17 protein-coding genes are annotated in these 19,192 nt (G+C 69.3%); 13 read left to right on the top strand and 4 right to left on the bottom strand.

The window, feature by feature from the left end; genetic code table 11:
- From ABEA46_RS13075 to ABEA46_RS13035, 9 genes are all read left to right on the top strand, one after another.
- Positions 1-400, top strand: a 400-nt coding sequence (locus tag ABEA46_RS13075; protein WP_345544992.1) for a hypothetical protein, incomplete at its 5' end; no start/stop codon positions are given.
- A 290-nt stretch (positions 401-690) separates the two neighbouring features.
- Positions 691-1,533 (top strand): hypothetical protein, encoded by an 843-nt coding sequence (locus ABEA46_RS13070; RefSeq protein WP_345544991.1) that lies wholly within the window; start codon positions 691-693, stop codon positions 1,531-1,533.
- Between the two features lie 422 nt (positions 1,534-1,955).
- Entirely contained in the window at positions 1,956-2,444 is a 489-nt protein-coding gene (gene rplJ / locus ABEA46_RS13065; protein WP_191169867.1) for a 50S ribosomal protein L10, read from the top strand.
- A gap of 51 nt (positions 2,445-2,495) precedes the next feature.
- Positions 2,496-2,879 (top strand): 50S ribosomal protein L7/L12, encoded by a 384-nt coding sequence (gene rplL, locus ABEA46_RS13060; RefSeq protein ID WP_345544990.1) that lies wholly within the window; start codon positions 2,496-2,498, stop codon positions 2,877-2,879.
- 289 nt (positions 2,880-3,168) lie between these two features.
- Positions 3,169-4,095: a carbohydrate ABC transporter permease gene (locus ABEA46_RS13055; RefSeq protein WP_345544989.1), complete on the top strand. Its 927-nt coding sequence runs from the start codon at positions 3,169-3,171 to the stop codon at positions 4,093-4,095.
- Complete coding sequence (locus tag ABEA46_RS13050; protein WP_345544988.1) at positions 4,082-5,002, top strand: carbohydrate ABC transporter permease; 921 nt, start codon at positions 4,082-4,084, stop codon at positions 5,000-5,002. The genes ABEA46_RS13055 and ABEA46_RS13050 overlap by 14 nt, the downstream gene beginning before the upstream one ends.
- A gap of 106 nt (positions 5,003-5,108) precedes the next feature.
- Positions 5,109-6,452 (top strand): ABC transporter substrate-binding protein, encoded by a 1,344-nt coding sequence (locus ABEA46_RS13045; protein ID WP_345544987.1) that lies wholly within the window; start codon positions 5,109-5,111, stop codon positions 6,450-6,452.
- A 235-nt stretch (positions 6,453-6,687) separates the two neighbouring features.
- Positions 6,688-8,544 (top strand): DUF6807 family protein, encoded by a 1,857-nt coding sequence (locus ABEA46_RS13040; RefSeq protein ID WP_345544986.1) that lies wholly within the window; start codon positions 6,688-6,690, stop codon positions 8,542-8,544.
- On the top strand, positions 8,541-9,650 hold the full coding sequence (locus ABEA46_RS13035; protein WP_345544985.1) for a Gfo/Idh/MocA family protein: 1,110 nt from the start codon (positions 8,541-8,543) through the stop codon (positions 9,648-9,650). The genes ABEA46_RS13040 and ABEA46_RS13035 overlap by 4 nt, the downstream gene beginning before the upstream one ends.
- A gap of 6 nt (positions 9,651-9,656) precedes the next feature.
- Here the strand turns inward: ABEA46_RS13035 and ABEA46_RS13030 are convergent, their stop codons facing one another.
- The gene (locus ABEA46_RS13030; protein WP_345544984.1) at positions 9,657-10,694 is read right to left on the bottom strand and encodes a LacI family DNA-binding transcriptional regulator; all 1,038 of its coding nucleotides are present in this window, start codon (positions 10,692-10,694) and stop codon (positions 9,657-9,659) included.
- 239 nt (positions 10,695-10,933) lie between these two features.
- Here ABEA46_RS13030 and ABEA46_RS13025 point away from each other — a divergent pair, with 239 nt between their 5' ends.
- From ABEA46_RS13025 to ABEA46_RS13010, 4 genes are all read left to right on the top strand, one after another.
- Entirely contained in the window at positions 10,934-12,259 is a 1,326-nt protein-coding gene (locus tag ABEA46_RS13025; protein ID WP_345544983.1) for an ABC transporter substrate-binding protein, read from the top strand.
- A 90-nt stretch (positions 12,260-12,349) separates the two neighbouring features.
- The gene (locus ABEA46_RS13020; protein ID WP_345544982.1) at positions 12,350-13,687 is read left to right on the top strand and encodes a carbohydrate ABC transporter permease; all 1,338 of its coding nucleotides are present in this window, start codon (positions 12,350-12,352) and stop codon (positions 13,685-13,687) included.
- Positions 13,687-14,664, top strand: coding sequence for a carbohydrate ABC transporter permease (locus tag ABEA46_RS13015; RefSeq protein WP_345544981.1), 978 nt, complete (start codon positions 13,687-13,689; stop codon positions 14,662-14,664). Before ABEA46_RS13020 ends, ABEA46_RS13015 begins: the two co-directional genes overlap by 1 nt.
- An 87-nt stretch (positions 14,665-14,751) precedes the next feature.
- Positions 14,752-17,172 carry an HAD-IC family P-type ATPase gene (locus ABEA46_RS13010; RefSeq protein ID WP_345544980.1) on the top strand — a complete coding sequence of 807 codons (2,421 nt, stop codon included), beginning with the start codon at positions 14,752-14,754 and terminating at the stop codon, positions 17,170-17,172.
- Here ABEA46_RS13010 and ABEA46_RS13005 read toward each other — a convergent pair whose 3' ends face one another.
- The 3 genes from ABEA46_RS13005 to ABEA46_RS12995 are packed head-to-tail and all read right to left on the bottom strand — an operon-like array spanning position 17,173 to position 19,050.
- Complete coding sequence (locus tag ABEA46_RS13005) at positions 17,173-17,628, bottom strand: hypothetical protein (protein WP_345544979.1); 456 nt, start codon at positions 17,626-17,628, stop codon at positions 17,173-17,175. It abuts the gene before it with no gap.
- Between the two features lie 22 nt (positions 17,629-17,650).
- Positions 17,651-18,325, bottom strand: coding sequence for a DUF305 domain-containing protein (locus tag ABEA46_RS13000; protein ID WP_345544978.1), 675 nt, complete (start codon positions 18,323-18,325; stop codon positions 17,651-17,653).
- 8 nt (positions 18,326-18,333) lie between these two features.
- Positions 18,334-19,050, bottom strand: coding sequence for a thioredoxin-like domain-containing protein (locus ABEA46_RS12995; RefSeq protein ID WP_345544977.1), 717 nt, complete (start codon positions 19,048-19,050; stop codon positions 18,334-18,336).
- Positions 19,051-19,192: the final 142 nt, after the last annotated feature.

Below are 19,192 nucleotides of genomic sequence, written 5' to 3'. Positions count from 1 at the left end.
CGCCGCGAAGGCGGGCACGGCTGCGGGCATCGGGGTCACCTTTCGAGGCTACGCCGCCGTGCGGACATCCGTGGCCACGACGCGCGTGCCCGCGGTGCGCGGCGCCGCACGCCGCGCGCCCCGCCCCCCGCACGCCGCGCCCGAGCTGCGCGCCGTACGCCACACGCCGGGCACCATACGCCACACGCCGGGCACCGTACGCCACACGCCGCGCACCGTACGCCACACGCCGCGTCGCCACGGAGGCGGCGCCACGCGGGTGTGCGGGCCGGTCGTCCTCGTGCCGTCGACTTTCTGCCCACAACCCGGTTTCTCGCCGAGCAACCACGGTATCGACGAAGACGACGGGGTTGCTCGGCGAGAAACCGCGTCGTCGACTGGGGATCAGGTGCGTGGTTGACCAGAGGCTCGCGGGGTCGAGTCCCCGCGGGACGTCGACGGGGCTCGCGGCCTCCTCCCCAGCGGGCGCACGGATGCGGTCGTGTGCGACGATTCCACTTTCGCCCGCCGATGCCCAACGCGCCGGAGCCGGCGTGTCAGCATCCTGTGATGCCGCACCACATCAGCTTCGCGCAGGCGCGCGGTGTGCTCCTGACGCGGGAAGCGCTCGACCGGGGCCAGTGGCGGGAACGTGAGATCGCGCGAGCCGTCTCGGACGGGCGACTGCGTCGGCTGCAACGCAACCAGTACGTGCAGGACGCCGACTGGGATCCGTTGTGGCCGGAGTCGAGACACAGCATCCAGGTCGCTGCAGCTTTCGCAGAGATGCGAGGCGGCGACTCGGTCGCGTCCTACGAGTCTGCCGCTGTGGTGTGGGGACTCCCGCTCTACCGCTGCGCGCTTGAGGTCGTCCATGTCACGGTGCCAGACGGCAAGCACATCTCCAGCCGGCTCGGGATGCGCCGCCACGGCGACGCGCTCTCCGAGGAGGACGTGGCGGTGCGGGAGGGGATCCGCGTCACGACGCTCGAGCGCACGGTCCTTGACCTGGCGTGCACCCTCTCGTTCGCTGCCGCGCTCGCCGCAGCGGACGCGGCGCTTCGGCTCGTCGCCTTCGACGGCGGCACGTACGACGAGACGGCTGCGCGGGAGTGGCGAGACGAGATGCTCACACGACTGGCACACAGTGTCGGGCGTCGCGGCGTGAGGATGGCGGCGGAAGTTCTCGCTCTCGCGGACGGTCGAGCAGAGTCACCTGCCGAGAGCGCGGGGCGCGGGCATCTGCACCGGCTGGGTTTCCGGCGGCTTCGGCCCCAGGTCGAGGTGCGCGGGCCGGACGGAAGGCTCTTGCGCGTCGACATCGAGATCGAGGACATCGCCACGTTCCTCGAGGTCGACGGAGCCGGAAAGTACCTCGACGACGCGATGCGGACAGGGCGGACCGTCGAGCAGGTGATCCTGGACGAGAAGCGCCGCGAGGACTGGATCCGCGGAACAACGAGAAAGCCGTTGGTCCGCGCGGAGGAGAAGCACGTCCGCACTCCGCAGGCGCTCGCGGCACGGCTGTCATCCTTCGGCATCACATTGCCCTGACGCTGTGTCGCCCGTGTCGACAGCGCGGTTTGTCGCCGAGAAACCATGTCGTCCCCGGCGCCTACGGGGTTACTCGGCGAGAAACCGCGTTGTCGACCGGCAGGCGGGAACGGGAACGGGAACGGGGCGGGGACGGGAACGAGGGCGGGGGCGGGAAGCGGACGCATGCCGCCGATTTGGCGGACGGGAAGGCATCACGTACCCTTGAGGAAGCCGAAGACCGCCGGTCATCGTCGTGCGTGAGAGCGCACGGGATCGAAGCACTGCATCAGCAGGGGCCCGCGCAGGTGTCACGATGATTCTTCCGAAGCTCCGTGCGCTTGCGCCGGAGCTTTTTCTTTTGCCTGCCGAGAGTCGATGACCGGGAGTCTGCGGCCGACGCCCCGCCATCGCGGAGCGTCTCATCCACACAAGGAGTGACCATGGCGCAGAAGGATGCATCGGTCGCCGAGCTCACGAAGAACTTCGAGAACTCGAACGCCGTCCTGCTTACCGAGTACCGCGGTCTGACGGTTGCCCAGCTCAAGCAGCTGCGCAACAGCATCCGTCAGGACGCGGAATACGCCGTGGTGAAGAACACGCTGACCAAGATCGCCGCCAACAACGCGGGGATCACGGCGCTGGACGAGGACCTCAAGGGCCCCTCGGCCATCGCGTTCGTGCACGGCGACTTCGTCGCCACCGCGAAGGCCCTGCGTGACTTCGCCAAGGCCAACCCGCTTCTCGTGATCAAGGGTGGCGTTTTCGAGGGCAACGCCCTCAGCGCCGACGAGGTCAACAAGTACGCCTCGCTGGAGAGCCGTGAGGTTCTGCTGGCGAAGGCCGCGGGCATGATGAAGGCGACGATGGGCAAGGCTGCCGCCACCATCGACGCGCTTCGCGAAAAGCTGGAGACCGCCGAGGCCGCGTGAGCGACCCGTACGTCTTCCCCACACAAACCCCATTTATCTAGGAGATACATCATGGCGAAGCTCACCACTGAGGAGCTGCTCGAGCAGTTCGCTGGTCTGACCCTTGTCGAGCTCAGCGAGTTCGTGAAGGCGTTCGAGGAGAAGTTCGAGGTCACCGCTGCTGCTCCCGTCGCCGTTGCCGGCGCCGGCGGCGCGGGTGCCGCGGCCGAGGCCGAGGAGGAGAAGGACTCGTTCGACGTCATCCTCGAGGCTGCCGGCGACAAGAAGATCCAGGTCATCAAGACGGTCCGCGAGCTCACCTCGCTGGGCCTCGGCGAGGCCAAGGCTGTCGTCGACGGCGCTCCCAAGGCCGTCCTCGAGGGCGTCAACAAGGACGCGGCCGACAAGGCCAAGGCCGCCCTCGAAGAGGCCGGCGCGACGGTTACCCTCAAGTAATCTCGTTCCTTCCACGAAGGCCCCGGGTGCTCGCACCCGGGGCCTTCGTCATGCCCGGAAGCCGTCGGCATCGACGCCGGTGAGCGTGCTTCGAGTAAGCCCTATCTCGGAGTTCAGGGGAGCAGATCGCCGCGATTTTCCGGAAAAGCTTGCGTTCCGGCATCCACTCTGACAAGAATGAGAAAGCGCATTCCAGAAAGCGCATTCTCGACTCTTCGACGACGATGAATCCGGAGGACACGGTGACGATGACGCACCGTCCCGATACCAGGCCGCACGGGGCCGCGACATGAGCGCGCTCGGCGAGCTCACCCGCCTCAAGGGCGCCAAGGCGGCCGGCAAGAAGCAGAACAAGGCCGCCTACCTGTTCCTCGCGCCGTGGTTCGTGGGCCTGGCCCTCGTGACCATCGGGCCGATGCTCGCCTCGCTGGGCCTCTCGTTCACGCGCTACAACCTGCTGAGCCCGCCCAAGTTCAACGGCCTCGACAACTACGTGCGGATGTGGGAGGACGAGCGGCTGCACACGGCGCTCCAGGTCACCTTCACCTACGTGCTGGTCTCGGTGCCGCTGCAGCTCGCGGTGGCGCTGTTCCTCGCGATCATCCTGGACCGGGGGCTGCGCGGACTGGCCTTCTACCGCTCGGCCTTCTACCTGCCGTCGCTCCTCGGCGCGAGCGTCGCGATCGCGATGCTGTGGCGTCAGATCTTCGGTGTCGACGGCCTCATCAACCAGGTGCTCTCGTGGTTCGGCATCGAGGGGCAGGGGTGGATCTCCAGCCCCGACACGGCACTGGGCACCCTCATGATCCTGCACGTGTGGACGTTCGGCTCGCCGATGATCATCTTCCTCGCGGGCCTGCGTCAGATCCCGTCGATGTACTACGAGGCGGCCGCCGTCGACGGCGCGAACAAGCGACAGCAGCTGTTCCGCATCACGATCCCGCTGCTCACGCCGATCATCTTCTTCAACGCGGTGCTGCAGCTCATCGGCACGTTCCAGTCGTTCACACAGGCCTACATCGTTTCGGGCGGCACCGGCGGTCCCGTCGACTCGACGCTCTTCTACACGCTGTACCTGTACCAGCAGGGGTTCGCGAACTTCAACATGGGCTACGCCTCGGCGATGGCCTGGCTCCTGCTCATCATCACGGCGCTGCTCACGGTGCTCGCCTTCTGGTCCTCCAAGTTCTGGGTGTTCTACGATGACGAAAATTGATCCCGAGCCCATCGTGGCCCTGCCCACCGAGACCGTCGTCACGGGGCGCCCGCCGGCCAGGCGCCAGCCGAACCCGTTCCGCAAGCCCGTGACGAGCATCATCCGCCACACGCTGCTGATCGCCCTCGCGGCGCTCATGCTCTATCCGGTGATCTGGATGGTCGTCAGCTCCCTGCGGCCCAACGACGAGATCTTCCGCGAACCGGGCATCATCTTCGACAGCTTCGAGATCTCGAACTACACCGACGGCTGGAACGCGCTGCAGTACCCGTTCAACGTCTACCTGTGGAACTCGGCGGTGATCGTCGTCGGCTGCATCGTCGGCAACCTCATCTCGTGCTCGATGGCCGCCTACGCGTTCGCGCGGCTGGAGTTCACCGCAAAGCGGCTGTGGTTCGGCATCATGCTGCTGAGCATCATGCTCCCCATCCACGTGATCATCGTGCCGCAGTACATCCTGTTCTCGCAGCTGGGCTGGGTGAACACGTTCCTGCCGCTGATCGTGCCGAAGATGCTCGCGGTGGACGCGTTCTTCGTGTTCCTGATGGTGCAGTTCATCCGTGGCATCCCGAAGGAGCTCGACGAGGCGGCGCGGATCGACGGCGCCGGTCACCCGCGCATCTTCCTGCAGGTGATCCTGCCGCTCATGACGCCGGCGCTCGCGACCACCGCGATCTTCACCTTCATCTGGACGTGGAACGACTTCTTCTCGCAGCTCGTGTTCCTCACCAAGCCCGAGCTGTACACCGTCCCGCTCGCCCTGCGCTCGTTCGAGGACGCCCAGAGCGTCACCAACTACGCGCAGATGTTCGCGATGAGCGTCGTCTCGCTCGTCCCGATCTTCCTGATCTTCCTGTTCGGCCAGAAGTTCCTCATCAAGGGAATCGCGACGACCGGGATCAAGTGACATCCAGAGGCACTGGATGCCGCACACGCAGTTCGCGGACCGCACGGTCCGTCCTCATCACACGCACCACCCCCACACACCGACTCCGGTCGAAAGGATGCAAGACATGCGACGCAACCGAACCGCAGCCCGCTGGGCGCAGTTCGCCGCGTTCGGCGCAGCGACGACGCTCGCGCTGACCGCGTGCGCAAGCGGGACTCCCACCGAGGACCCGGCCACCGGGCCGACGCTGTCGGACGAGCCCGTCACCCTCACCTTCACGTGGTGGGGCAACGACGTCCGCCACGAGATCACGCAGCAGCTGATCGACGCCTTCGAGGCCGAGCACGACAACATCACGATCGAGCCGCAGTACACCGACTGGGCCGGCTACTGGGACAAGCTCGCGACCACCGTCGCCGCCGGCGACGCGCCCGACATCATCCAGATGGACGAGAAGCAGCTGTCGACGTACGCGGCCAACGGCGTGCTGCTCGACCTCGGCACGCTCGGCGACCAGCTGCCGACGGGCGACTTCCCCGACTCCGTGCTGGGGACAGGCGCGCTCGACGGCACCCAGTACGGCATCCCGGTCGGCATCAACACCTACACCTACATGGCGAACACCGACGTGCTCGACAGCCTCGGCATCGAGCTCCCGGACGACGAGACGTGGTCGTGGGACGACCTCAACGAGATCGCCGAGGAGGTCACGACGAAGAGCGGGGGCACGGTCGTCGGCTCGCAGTCGTGGGGCTTCGAGGACGGCGGCCTCAACAACTGGCTGCGCCAGCACGGCGAATCGCTGTACGCCGATGACGGATCGCCCGAGGTGACGGCGACCGAGAAGACCCTCGCGGCATGGTGGCAGAATCTGCTCGACGTGACCGAGGCCGGCGGCACGCCCGACCCCTCCGCCACGATCGAGCGCGAGTCGGCGGGCCTCGCCGAGTCGTTCACGGCCACCAACCAGTCCGCGTTCGGCCCGTGGTGGTCCAACCAGGTGGCTGCGCTGCGGTCGGCCAGCGGTCAGACGCTCGTGCCGCTCATGGTCCCGACCACCGACGAGGGCGAGGGCCAGGCGGCGTACTACAAGCCGTCGATGTTCTGGTCGGCGTCGGCGAAGAGCGAGCACCCGGCCGAAGTGGCGCTGTTCCTCGACTTCCTGTCCAACAGCGAAGAGGCGGCCGACCTGCTGCTGGCCGAGCGCGGCGTCCCCGCGAACGACAAGATCCGCGAGTACATCACGCCCAAGCTCGGCGAGGTCGACCAGGAGGTCGTGGCGTTCCTGGACGAGATCGCACCGCGCGTGGGCGACGCCCCGCCGGCGACCCCGCCGGGCGGCGGCGCGATCGAGACGATCATCGATCAGCACACCCAGAAGGTGCTGTTCGGCGAGCTGACGCCGGCCGACGCCGCGAAGAGCTTCATCAAGGAGCTGCAGCGCGCGCTGGACGACGCGGCGATCTAGCCGGCGAAGGGCTGCGCCTTCCCCCCGGGCGCAGCCCATCGCCCTCAGACCGCACGGGGCCGGACCGAAGTGATGAGGGGTCCGGTCCCGGGCGGCACCGCTTCGGCCCGCCGCTGCAGGGCCACGACTGCGCCGCGGCGGAGCCGGCGGCCGTGGGTGCAGCATCCACCATCCGGCGCGGATGCGCCCCACCGTGCTCGCGCACGCCCATGATTGATGAAAGAGAGGATCCGCGTTGACCGAGGTCACGTCGCGCCCCATCACGATGGCGCAGGTCGCACAGTACGCCGGTGTGTCGCAGGCGTCGGTGTCGCGCGTCCTCAACGGCGTCGCCACCGTCGACCCCGCGATCGTCGCGAAGGTCAACCGCGCGGTCGCCGCGCTGAACTACTCGCCCAGCGAGGCGGCGCGGAGCCTGGTGCGGGGGAGCAGCCACACGATCGCGCTGCTCGTGCCCGACCTCGAGAACCCGCTGTTCCAGGGCGTGCTCAAGGGGCTGACGGTCGCCGCCGCCCGCGACGGCTACCGGGTGCTCGTCGCCGACAGCGCCGAGGCGGTGGGCGTCGAGGCCGAGATCGCGAGCGAGGCGCGCAGCAAGTGCGACGCGCTGGTGCTCGTCTCGCCGCGCATGCCCGACGCCGAGCTGCGCGAGCTCATCCAGCGCACGACCCCGGTCGTCGTGGTGAACCGCCGCGTGGACGACAGCCCCGCCGCGCAGCTGTCGGTCGACTACGCCACGGCCGTCAAAGAGCTCGGCACGCACCTGCGCGGCTTCGGCCACCGCCGCATCGCGTACGTCGCCGGCCCGCCGCTGAGCTACGCGAACGAGCTGCGCGCGCAGGGCCTCGGCGAGCTCTCGCGCGAGTACCCCGACCTGGAGTTCCTCACCATCCCGGCCGGTTCGAGCATGGAATCCGGCTACGACGCCGCGGACGCGGTGCTCGAGACCGGCGCCACCGCGGCCATCGCCTTCAACGACCTCGTCGCCCTCGGCCTGATGTCGCGTCTGCGCGAGGTCGGGGTCGAGGTGCCCGAACAACTGTCCATCGTCGGGATCGACGACATCCCGCAGTCCCGTTTCGCCGCCCCTCCGCTGACGACCATGTCGGTCCCGCGGATCGAGATCGGGCGGCAGGCCTGGAATCGCATGCGTCAAGCACTGGACGGCGAGAGCGCCGACCACCCCCTGTTCTACCGTCCCGTCCTGGTGCCGCGGCGCAGCTCCGGCCCCGCCTCGCACGCGAGCGGCTGGGTCGGTCCCGCCCGCCCGGTGCTGCGGCTCGGGTCGACGGTCGTCGCCCAGTACGAAGAGGGCACCAGCGTCGACTCGGTGCTGTCGCCGCGGCCGTATCTCGACGCGGTCATCTCTCGCACCGGCACGCCGCTGACGGTCACCGAGCCCACCGACCACCCGCACCACCTGGGCGTCAGCCTCGCGATCGCCGATGTCAACGGCATGTCGTACTGGGGCGGACGCACCTACGTGCGCGGCGAGGGCTCGATCATGGTGCCCAACCACGGCCGCCAGCGCCGCGACCGGCTGCACATCGACGGGCACGTGCTGGATGAGCGCCTCAGCTGGGTCGACGAGCGAGGCACGACGCAGCTGGTCGAGGTGCGCGAGCTGCGCTCGGCCGAGCTCGCGAACGGCTGGGCGCTGCGGTGGCGCAGCCACCTCAAGGCCACGCTGGACGCCATCACTTTCGGTTCGCCGGCCACCAACGGCCGCGAGGGCGCGGGCTACGGCGGCATCTTCTGGCGGTTCGCGCCCGAGATCGCCCGCGTGTTCAGCCCCGCCGGCGACACCGAGCGCGACGTGCACGGCGCGGCGACCGACTGGCTGGCCTTCACGTTCCCCGACCGCGGCACGACGGTGGTGCTGACGCAGGGGGCCGAGCGCATGCCGTGGTTCGTCCGCTTCGCCGAGTACCTGGGCGCGGGGCCGTCGGTCGCGTGGGACGAGCCGCGGACCCTGCCCGAGGGTGGGGAGCTCGACCTCGAGCTGACCGCGTACGTCCTCGACGAGGAGCTCGCGGATGCCGCCGCCGTCGAGGCGGCCCTCCCGCGCCTGAAGGCCGAGGCAGGACTGTGACGGAACGCCTGCGCGTCGGCATCGCCGGCGTCCACGGGCACGGCCGTTCGCACGTCGAGGCGACGCTGTCCCGCGCCGCCCAGCTCGACCTGGTGGCGGTGGCCGATCCGCGCGGCGGCGGCGAGGTGCCGGCCACGACGCGCGTCTTCGACGACGCGGCCGCCATGATCGCCGGCGTCGACCTCGACATCGCGATCCTCAGCACCCCGATCCCCACCCACACCGAGCTCGCGCGGCAGGCGCTGGCGCGCGGCGCCCACGTACTGCTCGAGAAGCCACCGGTCCCGTCGGTCGCCGATCATCACGAGCTGCAGAGAGCAGTGGATGCCGCCTCCCGGGCCGTGCAGGTCGGCTTCCAGTCGCTCGGCAGCGCGGGGGTGCCGGCGGCCGCCGAGCTGGCGTCATCCGGGACTATCGGCGAGGTGGTGCACTACGGCGCCGTCGGACTGTGGTCGCGCTCCGAGGAGTACTGGCGCCGCGCGCCGTGGGCCGGGCACCGCGTGATCGACGGGCGGCTGGTCGCCGACGGCGTCGTGACCAATCCGCTCGCGCATGCGGTGGCGACGGCATTCGCGATCGCCGGCGCCGTGTCGCCGGACGACGTCGTCGATGTCGACGCCGACCTGCGGCGGGCGAACGACATCGCCACCGACGACACGTCGTCGCTCGTCGTGACGCTGCGCGGCGGTGCGCGGCTGGCCGCCGGGCTGGCCGTGACGGCGCCCCGCCGCACCGAGCCGTACGTGCTCGTGCGCGGCACGCGAGGCCATCTCGTCTACCACTACACGCTCGACACGCTGCACGTCTTCCGCGACGGGCGACGGCTGCCGCGAACGTACGAGTTCGCGCGCGTCGCGCTGCTGGACGACCTGGTCGCGCACATCCGCGACGGCGCCGACCTCGTCGCGCCGCTCGCGCGCACCGGCGCGTTCACCCGGGTGCTCGAGGCCGTCGTCGACGGCCCGGCGCCGATCCCCGTCGATCCTCGTCTCGTGCGGTCCGAGCGACGCGGCGCCGAGACGTTCCGCGTCGTCGACGGTGTGGCGGATGCCGCCGAGGCCGTGGCCTGGCAGGGCGCGACCTTCCGCGAGCTGGGGCTGCTCTGACCCGGTTCAGCGGCCGACGCCGATGATGGCCGACGCGTCGTCGTCGACCGGCGCGGTGGAGTTGCGGACCACGAGCGGGGACGGCTCGTACAGCCGGTGGATGGGCGATCCCGGCTGGTCGATCTGCCGCAGCAGCAGCTCCGCGGCCGCGCGACCCTGCTGGTGCGGGCGCTGCTGCAGCGTCGTCAGCGAGAACATGTCGGCGTACGCGTGGTCGTCGATGCCGACGACGCTGAGCCGCTCGGGTACACGGATGCCGAGGCGCCGCGCCGCGATGACGGCGCCGACGGCGACCTCGTCGCACACTCCGACGATCCCCGTCGGCCGGGTCCGGCGGTCGCCGAGCAGGTCGACGGCCGCGCTGTACCCGCCCGGCATCGCGACCTCGGACTGCACGTGGCGGGCGGATGCCTCGAGCCCGGCATCCCGCATCGCCGACAGATACCCGTCGAGCCGGCGCCCGTCGCCGAAGCTCGTGCGGCGCCCGTCCGGGTCGCCGCCGAGGAACACGATGTCGCGGTGGCCCAGACCGATCAGGTGGTCGGTCGCGATGCGGGCCGCCGCCTCGTCATCGATGGAGACCGCGTTGGTGCCGACGTCGTACCCGCCGACGCTCACCACGGGCTTGCCGAACGCCACCAGGCGCTCCAGCTCCCGCGCGTTCGGCTCGATCCCGATCGCGATGAGCCCGTCGAACCTCTTGCGCGCGAGGAAGTGCTCGAACATCTCGCGGCGGGCCGCGGACTCCGGCGGGGCGCCGTAGAGGGCGAGGTCGTAGCGGCGCTCGAGCAGCGCGTCCTGCACGCCCTCCAGCACCTGCGCGAAGAACCAGCGGTCCAGTGACGGCATGACCACGCCCACCGTCTGCGTCCGGCCGGTCACGAGGCTGACCGCGCTCGTGGTGGGGACGTAGCCGAGGGCGGCGGCGGCATCCCTCACCCGCTCCCGCGTGGACTGCGAGACGTACCCGCCGCCGGTCAGCGCGCGCGAGGCCGTCGACTTCGACACCCCTGCTGCGCGTGCCACGTCGGCGATGCCCGCCATCGGGTCCTCCTCGCATTCCGACGACCCCGGTGTCGTCGAATCTGGAACCGGTTCCAGCGTTCATCATGCCGCGAACACCGCGAGCCCGCCACCCGTGAGGCGCTGTTTACCGAGTTGTGACCCGCGGTCATTGTGCGCTCCTGCGGCATCCCCTAGCGTGAGCATGGAATCGGTTCCCGATCTCTCACGTGCGGGGGCACTGAGGTGCGGCCCGCGGACTCAAGGAGGAGGCAGCGAACATGACTGCACTGCGATCACGCCGGCACGGCTACATCGCGCTGGGGCTCACGGCCATCGCGGCTGTGACCCTCGCCGGGTGTGCCGAAGGAGGCGACAGCGGCGATTCGGGCGAGAGCAAGACCGTCCAGATCTCCGGCGGCATCACCGGCTCCGAGGCGGACAACCTGCAGAAGTCGTTCGATCAGTTCACCAAAGACACCGGGGTCAAGGTCGTCTACACGGGCGACAAGGGCTTCGAGGGCAACATCGTCACCAAGGTCGCGGGCGGATCTGCGCCCGACATCGCCATCGTCCCGCAGCCGGGTCTGCTCGCGTCGCTGGTCGGCACCGGCGAGGTCAAGGAAGGCACCAAAGAAGTCGAGGCCAACGTCGACAAGTACTGGGCCCCGGCCTGGAAGGAGTACGGCAGCGTCGACGGCACGTTCTACTCGGCGCCCATGCTCGCGAACGTCAAGGGCTACATCTACTACTCGCCGAAGAGCTTCCAGGAGTGGGGCGTCGAGGTTCCCAAGACGTGGGACGAACTGCTGACCCTCACCCAGACCATCCAGGAGAAGACGGGCGCGCCGCCGTGGTGCGCAGGGTTCTCGTCGGGTGACGCCTCGGGCTGGCCGGGGACGGACTGGATCGAAGACCTCGTCCTGCGTCAGGCCGGTGTCGACACCTACAACAGCTGGGCTGCCGGCGACGTGCCCTTCACCGACCCCGCCATCGCTTCTGCGTTCGACTCGGCGGGAGAGATCCTGCTGAACCCGCAGTACGTCAACGCGGGCTTCGGCGACGTCAAGAGCATCAACTCGACGGCGTTCGGCGATGTGGCGGCGAAGATCGCGGACGGTTCCTGCGCGCTGACCCACCAGGCCACGTTCCTCACCGCGAACCTGCTCACGGTCAAGACGGCCGATGGCGCGACCCCGACCATCGCCCCCGACGGCGACGTCTACGCGTTCGTCATGCCGGGCGAGAAGGAGGGCGACGTCTCGGTGTCGGGCGGCGGCGAGTTCGTCACCGCGTTCTCGGATGACGCGAACACGCAGAAGGTGCTCGAGTTCATGTCGACGCCGGAGTTCGCCGACACCCGCGTCAAGCTGGGCGGTGCGATCTCGGCCAACACCGGAGCCGACCCGTCCTTGGCCTCGAGCGAGTTCCTGACCGAGGCGATGACGCTGATCCAGGATCCCGACACCACGTTCGGATTCGACGCGTCCGACATGATGCCGGCCAGCGTCGGCTCGGGCTCGTTCTGGCGCGGCATGGTCGACTGGATCGACGGCAAGCCGACGACGCAGGTCCTGAGCGACATCCAGGCCGGTTACCAGGACTGATTCACTCCATCTCGGCCCGGGTCGGCGCTCACGCGTGGGCCCGGGCCGAGGTGACGGCATCCGTCGACGATGACGGGGGAAGGGTCACACATGTCGCACACCGCAACCACGCCGACGCAGCAGACTCAGGCGCCACCGCCGCATCCGCCGTCGAAACAGCCCTCGCAGACGACGACCCGCATCGTCGTCGCCATCGGCGCGATCCTCATCGTCGCGCTGGTGATCTTCATCCTCGTCGGCGGGCCGCAGCCCGACGCCAAGCCGGTCTCGCTCGGGTTCTCGTTCAACTCGTTCTTCCGCTGGATCGGCGAGATGGGTCCGATCGTGCAGATCCCGCTCGTCCTGGTGATCTTCGCGGCCGTCGTCGGGATCCTGCTGCTGCTCATCGAGTACGCGCCGCGGCACGGCACCGGCTACTTCTGGCTGCGGCTGGTCACGAGCTTCGCGATCCCGCTCCTCGCGTTCATGATGCTCCGCCCCTACCAGAACGCCGTGATCTACGTCGTGATCATCGCGCTCATCGCAGGCGGCCTGCTCTTCTACGTCGACTACCGGGCGCGCCAGGGGGCCGGCTACCTGTACCAGCTGACGCTGTTCCTCGCGCCGGCGCTCATCATGCTGCTCGTCGGGCTCATCTACCCGGCGATCTCGACGATCATCCAGTCGTTCTACGACAAGACCGGCGACAACTTCGTCGGCATGGACAACTACGTCTGGGCGTTCACCAACCCGCAGGGCTTCTGGTCGATCATCAACACCCTCATCTGGGCGGTGTTCGTGCCGATCTTCGCGACGGTCGTCGGTCTCGCCTACGCGGCGTTCATGGAGCGGGCGCGCGGCGAGCGGCTGCTCAAGGTGCTCGTGTTCATGCCGTTCGCGATCGCCCCGGTGAGCATCAGCCTCATCTGGAAGTTCGTGTACGACTACCGGCAGGGCGACCAGATCGGCCTGCTCAACGCGATCGTCGTCGCCTTCGGCGGTGAACCCGTGCGCTGGCTCGACACCTGGCCCCTCGTCAACACATTCTGCCTGCTCATCGCGTTCGTGTGGGCGCAGACGGGCTTCGCGATGGTCATCCTCTCGGCGGCGATCAAGGCCGTGCCCGTCGAGCAGATGGAGGCCGCGCAGCTGGACGGCACGACGGCCTGGCAGCGGTTCATCAACGTGACGGTGCCGGGCATCCGCACGTCGATCGTCGTGGTGCTCACCACGATCACGATCGCCGCGCTCAAGCTGTACGACATCGTCGCGGTGATGACCGGCGGCCGGTCGAACTCGACAGTGCTCGGCTTCGAGATGGTCAACCAGCAGCAGCGGTTCCAGAGCTACGGGCACGCGGCCGCGCTGGCCGTGCTGATCTTCGTGTTCGTCGCGCCGCTCATCGTCTACAACGTCATACAGCTGCGCAAGCAGAGGGAGGTGCGGTGATGGCCGCCGTCGACACCGCCGCGACGCCGAAGTTCGACCGCGGCGCCGCGCGCAGGGTCGCCCGTGAGACGCGCCGCAACGAGGCCCAGGCGCAGAAGCGGCTGACCTCGCCCGTAGCCACGGTGATCGCGATCCTGATCGCGTTCCTGTGGACGATCCCGACCCTCGGCCTGCTCATCACCTCGTTCCGCCCTGGCGCGGACTCGGCGTCGACAGGCTGGTGGACGGTGTTCACCAACCCGGACTTCACGCTGGGCAACTACCAGGAGGCCCTGACCTCGGGCGGCACGGCGCTGACCCTCGGTCAGTCGTTCCTCAACTCGCTGGCCATCACCATCCCGGTGACGGTGTTCGTGATCTCGCTCGCCGCACTCGGCGCGTACGCGTTCGCGTGGATGGACTTCAAGGGCCGCGGGTTCCTGTTCGTCGCGATCTTCGCGTTGCAGATCGTGCCGATCCAGATGGCTCTGGTGCCGCTGCTCAGCCTGTTCTCGCGCGGCCTCGAGATCGCCGGGGTCGGCATCTTCCCGGGGCTGGAGCTGCGTGAGATCGACCACAGCTTCGCGACCATGTGGATCGCCCACGTGATGTTCGGGCTGCCGTTGTCGATCTTCCTGCTGCACAACTTCATGGCAGAGATCCCGTCGGACGTCATCGAGGCGGCACGGGTGGACGGCGCCGGACACGGGCAGATCTTCTTCCGCATCATCCTGCCCCTGTCGATGCCGATCCTCGCGTCGTTCGCGATCTTCGAGTTCGTCTGGGTGTGGAACGACCTGCTGGTGGCGACGATCTTCGCGCCGACGTCGTCGTTGCCGATGACACAGACGCTCAACTCGTTGTCGGGCTCGTGGGGCGACCGCTGGTACCTGGTGTCGGCGGGGGCGTTCCTCGTGCTGGTGGTGCCGATGATCGTGTTCCTCGCGCTGCAGCGGTTCTTCGTCCGCGGCCTGATGGCGGGTGCGACGAAGGGCTGACGGTACGGAAAGCGGATGCCTCGGCCGACGATGCGCGTCGGTCGAGGCATCCGCTTCTCCGTGGACACGGGTCGCTAACCTGATCGCATGGACGCCTCCGCAGACGCCCCGGCCGCACCGGCCCTCGATCCCGGACTGAGCGCGGCCGACGTCGCGGAGCGGGTGGCCGCCGGGCGGACCAACGCACACACCGCCGACACGAGCCGCAGCGTCTGGAACATCGTCCGGGCGAACGTCTTCACGCTGTTCAACGGCATCGTGTTCGCGTGCTTCTTCGTGCTGTTCCTTCTGGGCCGGTGGCAGGACGCCCTCTTCGGCATCGCGGCGTTCGCCAACTCGATCATCGGGTGCGTGCAGGAGTTCCGCGCCAAGGCGGCGCTGGACCGGCTCGCCCTGCTGAACGCGCCGCGCGCCCGCGTGCGCCGCGAGGGACACGAGGCCGAGATCGCACCGGACGACGTCGTCATGGACGATGTGCTCGTGCTGCGGGCGGGCGATCAGGTGCCGGCGGATGCCGACGTCATCGAGAGCCGCAGCCTGCAGATCGACGAGTCGATGCTGACCGGCGAGTCCGACGCGGTCGACAAGCAGCCGGGGGACGAAGCGCTGTCGGGATCGATCGTGGTGGCCGGCGAAGGTGCGGCGCGGGTCACGCGGGTCGGCGCGGACTCTTACGCGAACCGGTTCGCCGGCGAGGCGAAGCGCTTCTCGCTGGTGGCGTCCGAGGTGCGCAACTCGGTCAACCGGGTGCTGAAGTGGATGAGCTGGATCATCGGGCCTGTCGGCCTGCTGGTGTGCAACGCCCAGATGATGGTGTTCGGCGGGTGGGCGGCGGCGTTCGAGAGCGGCGACTGGGTGCAGGCGATCGTCAACTCGATCGCGGCGATCACCGCGATGATCCCGCTCGGACTCGTGCTCATGACGTCGATCGCGTTCGCCGTCGCGGCCGCCAAGCTCGCGTCCAAGCAGGTGCTGGTCAACGAACTGCCTGCCGTCGAGGGGCTCGCCCGTGTCGACGTGATCTGCCTCGACAAGACCGGCACGCTGACGGCCGGCGAGATCGCGTTCGACGCGCTGCAGCCTCTCGGCGGTGGGGCGCCCGAGCAAGGAGCCGTGCTGGGCTGGTTCGGTGCCGCGCCGGACGCCAACGCCACCGCGCGCTGCCTGCGCGAGCCGTTCCCCGTCGCCGAGCTGCTCGCCGCCGCGGCCTACATCCCGTTCTCGTCCGCCCGGAAGTGGAGCGCTGTCTCGTTCGCCGCCGGCCCCGCCGGCGCGTGGGTGCTGGGCGCCCCCGAGATGGTGTTCGGGGATGCCGCCACCGAGCCGTCCTCCGAGCTCGGCCGGGTGGTCACCGAGCTCGCCTCGACCGGTCGTCGCACGCTGGTGCTCGGCCACGCCGACACGGCGATCGACCCGGCAGAGGTCGAGGACGAGCGGCTGCCCCCAGCGCTCCGGGCGGTGGCGGTGGTGACCTTCCAGGAGCAGGTGCGGCCCGACGCCGCGCAGACCCTGGAGTACTTCGCCGCGCAGGGCGTCGGCGTGCGCGTCATCTCGGGCGACAACCCGCGCACGGTCGCGGCGATCGCCCGCAGCGTGGGCGTCGACGTGGCCGAGGGCTTCGACGCACGCCGTCTGCCGGACGACGATGCCGAGCTCGGCGAGGTGCTCGAGCACAACCTCGTGTTCGGGCGGGTCACGCCCGAGCAGAAGAAGCGCATGGTCATCGCCCTGCAGCAGCGCGGCCACACGGTCGCGATGACCGGTGACGGGGTGAACGACGCCCTCGCCATCAAGACGGCCGACCTCGGCATCGCGATGAACTCGGGGGCCGCCGCCACCAAGGCGGTCGCCCGCATCGTGCTGCTCGACGGCCGCTTCTCGCACCTGCCTGAGGTGGTCGCCGAGGGGCGGCAGGTCATCGCGAACATCGAGCGCGTCTCGATGCTGTTCTTCACGAAGACCGCCTATGCGACGGGCCTCGCGGTGCTGTTCGGCGTGCTGGTGCTGCCGTTCCCGTTCCTGCCGCGGCAGCTGTCGATCACCGACGGCCTGACCATCGGCATCCCGGCCTTCTTCCTGGCGCTGCTGCCGAACACGCAGCGGTACGTGCCCGGGTTCCTGCGGCGCTCGCTGAGCTTCGCGATCCCCGCGGGGGCGATCATCGCGATCTCGCTCACGCTCTACTCGCTGGCCGCCACGGCGATCGGCATCGGTCAGCCGGAGCTGCGCACCGGCTCGACGATCATCCTCGCGATCGTCGGCATCTGGGTGCTCACTGTGCTGTCACGGCCGATCACGCGCCTCAAGGGGCTCATCATCGGTGCGATGTTCATCGGCCTCGTCGGCGTGTTCACGATCCCGTTCCTGACCGAGTTCTTCCAGCTCGTCGACCCCGGCGAGGAGGCCGCGTGGCTCATCGTGGTCGTGACGGCGCTCACGATCGGCGCGATCGAGATCGTGCGGTTCTTCCACCGCCGGTACGTGGCGAAGGCGCTCGCCGCGGTGTGATCAGCCCGAGGCCGCGGGGTCCGGCCCCGCGTCGATCGTGGAGCGCGCGAAGTGTCGCGAGCCGGGCGGCGCCCACAACGCGACCAGGATCATGGCCTCGATCGCGAGGTCGATCATCGAGCCCCAGTCCCACCCGTCCGTGGTCGTGATCGTGAGCACGCTCAGCACGACGAGCACGCCGAGGTAGATCGTCGCGAACAACCGCGACAGCCGGCTGCCGCGGGCGAGACCGGAGGCCATGCCGATCAGCAGCAGGCCGAACAGGATGACCGCCGCGCCGAGCAGCGACACGCGCAGCACGTCGGGCGAAGCGACCTCGTAGCGGCTGAGCAGCACCAGCACGCCCAGCGCGACGTTCGCGAACGCGCTCAGGTACACCAGCACGACGGCGATCGTGACGATCACGGGACGTCGCCGGCGGGGCTCCACGGCGGTCACGGACGGGTCGGCGCTCACGCGACCACTGTAACGATCCGGCTCAGCCGGAGCACCCCAACCGGTCCTGGACCGCATGCATGGCGTCGATCTCGGCCGTCTGGCCGGTCTTCATCGCCTGCGCGACCTCGAGCGCGCGCGGATCGCTGCCCAGCTCGAGCAGGGCATCCGCCATCGGGATCGCGCCCTCGTGGTGGCGGATCATGAGCGTCAGGAACTGGCAGTCCGCCGCCGTGCCGGTCGCCGCCTGGAGGGCCGCGATCTCGTCGGCCGAGGCCATGCCCATCGCCTCGCGCGCTTGGGCGTCGGTCATCGGCTCGGACGACGCCTGACCGTGCTGGTGGCCGGCGGTGGCGGCATCCATCCATTGCATCATCGGACCGCCGGCCTGGGGCAGACCCCACCGCACGAGCCAGTCGAACATCTCACCGCGCTGCGCGGCCTGCGACGTGGCGATGTCGTACGAGAGGGCCCGGAGCTCTTCGTCGTCGGTCTTGCGGTAGATCTCCATCGCGAGCTCGATCGCCTGCGCGTGGTGCACCTGCATGTCGCGCGAGAAGCCCGCCTCGGGCGAGGTCGTGCCCGGGGTGGACGCGGCGGACTGCGTGCCGAACATCGTGAAGCGGCCGACGGCGAAGCCGAGCGCGCCGATCAGCACGAGCGCGACGACGATGACGATCCATCGCTGCGTGCGTCCTGCTGACGGCGCGTCCGACATCGCGGCGCCTACTTCTTGCCGGGGGCGTCGAGCCCGCCGGTGCACATCGCGCTCGGCTCGGGAGCGTTGGTGGAGTGCCAGTACGCGGTGATGAACTCCTTGATGCGTGCGTCGTCGGCCGAGTCGACCTTGAGCTGTGCGTTCCAGGCGCTCACCGCGATGGGCGTGTCCATGCCGTCGTACGGCGACATGGTGGCGAACGTCGACGGCATGAGCGCCTCGAGCTTCGCGATGTCGCCCTCCGACACCTGCGCGGGGTCGTACGTGATCCACACGGCGCCGTGCTCGAGGTCGTGGACGGCGTTCTCGTTGGGGACGGGCTCGGTGTAGATGCCGCAGTTGAGCCAGATCGCGTTGTGATCGCCGCCGGCAGGCGGGGTCTGCGGGTAGTCGACGGCGCCTTCGACGTGGGTCGCGGTGTTGTCGAACGTCTCGACGCCCTCGATCGCGCTGCCGTCGCCGTCCCCGCGGGCGTACGTCGGCGCGGGAGCGGGGGCGAAGACGAAGGATGCCACGATCGCGGCGACGACGGCGACCGCGGCCGCGGAGCCGACGATCCACCACACGAGCTTGCTGCGGCGGCGCTTGGCGAGCTGCTTCTGGTACTCGGCCAGCTTCTCCTGCCGCTTCTGCTCGCGCTGCTGCTTGACGCTGAGATTGATCTGGGCCTGAGTGGCCGGGTTGCCGCTCGTGCGCTTGTCGGCGGGGGTCGGGGTCGGGGTCATGTGCTCGATCTCGGCTCGGCCGCCGGGCGCGGGGCCCGCGGGGAGGGGTGCTGGACTGCCTTCATCCTATGCGGCCGCATGCAAGCGTCGGCTGGGAGCGAGCCGACAGCGAGCGCGCTTGCAGGCCGGGTCGAGGCATCCG

The organism is Microbacterium jejuense, assembly GCF_039544225.1.
GTDB lineage: Bacteria > Actinomycetota > Actinomycetes > Actinomycetales > Microbacteriaceae > Microbacterium > Microbacterium jejuense.
Note: the sequence above shows the minus strand (reverse complement) of the source record. Positions and strands in the feature narration are given on the sequence as shown.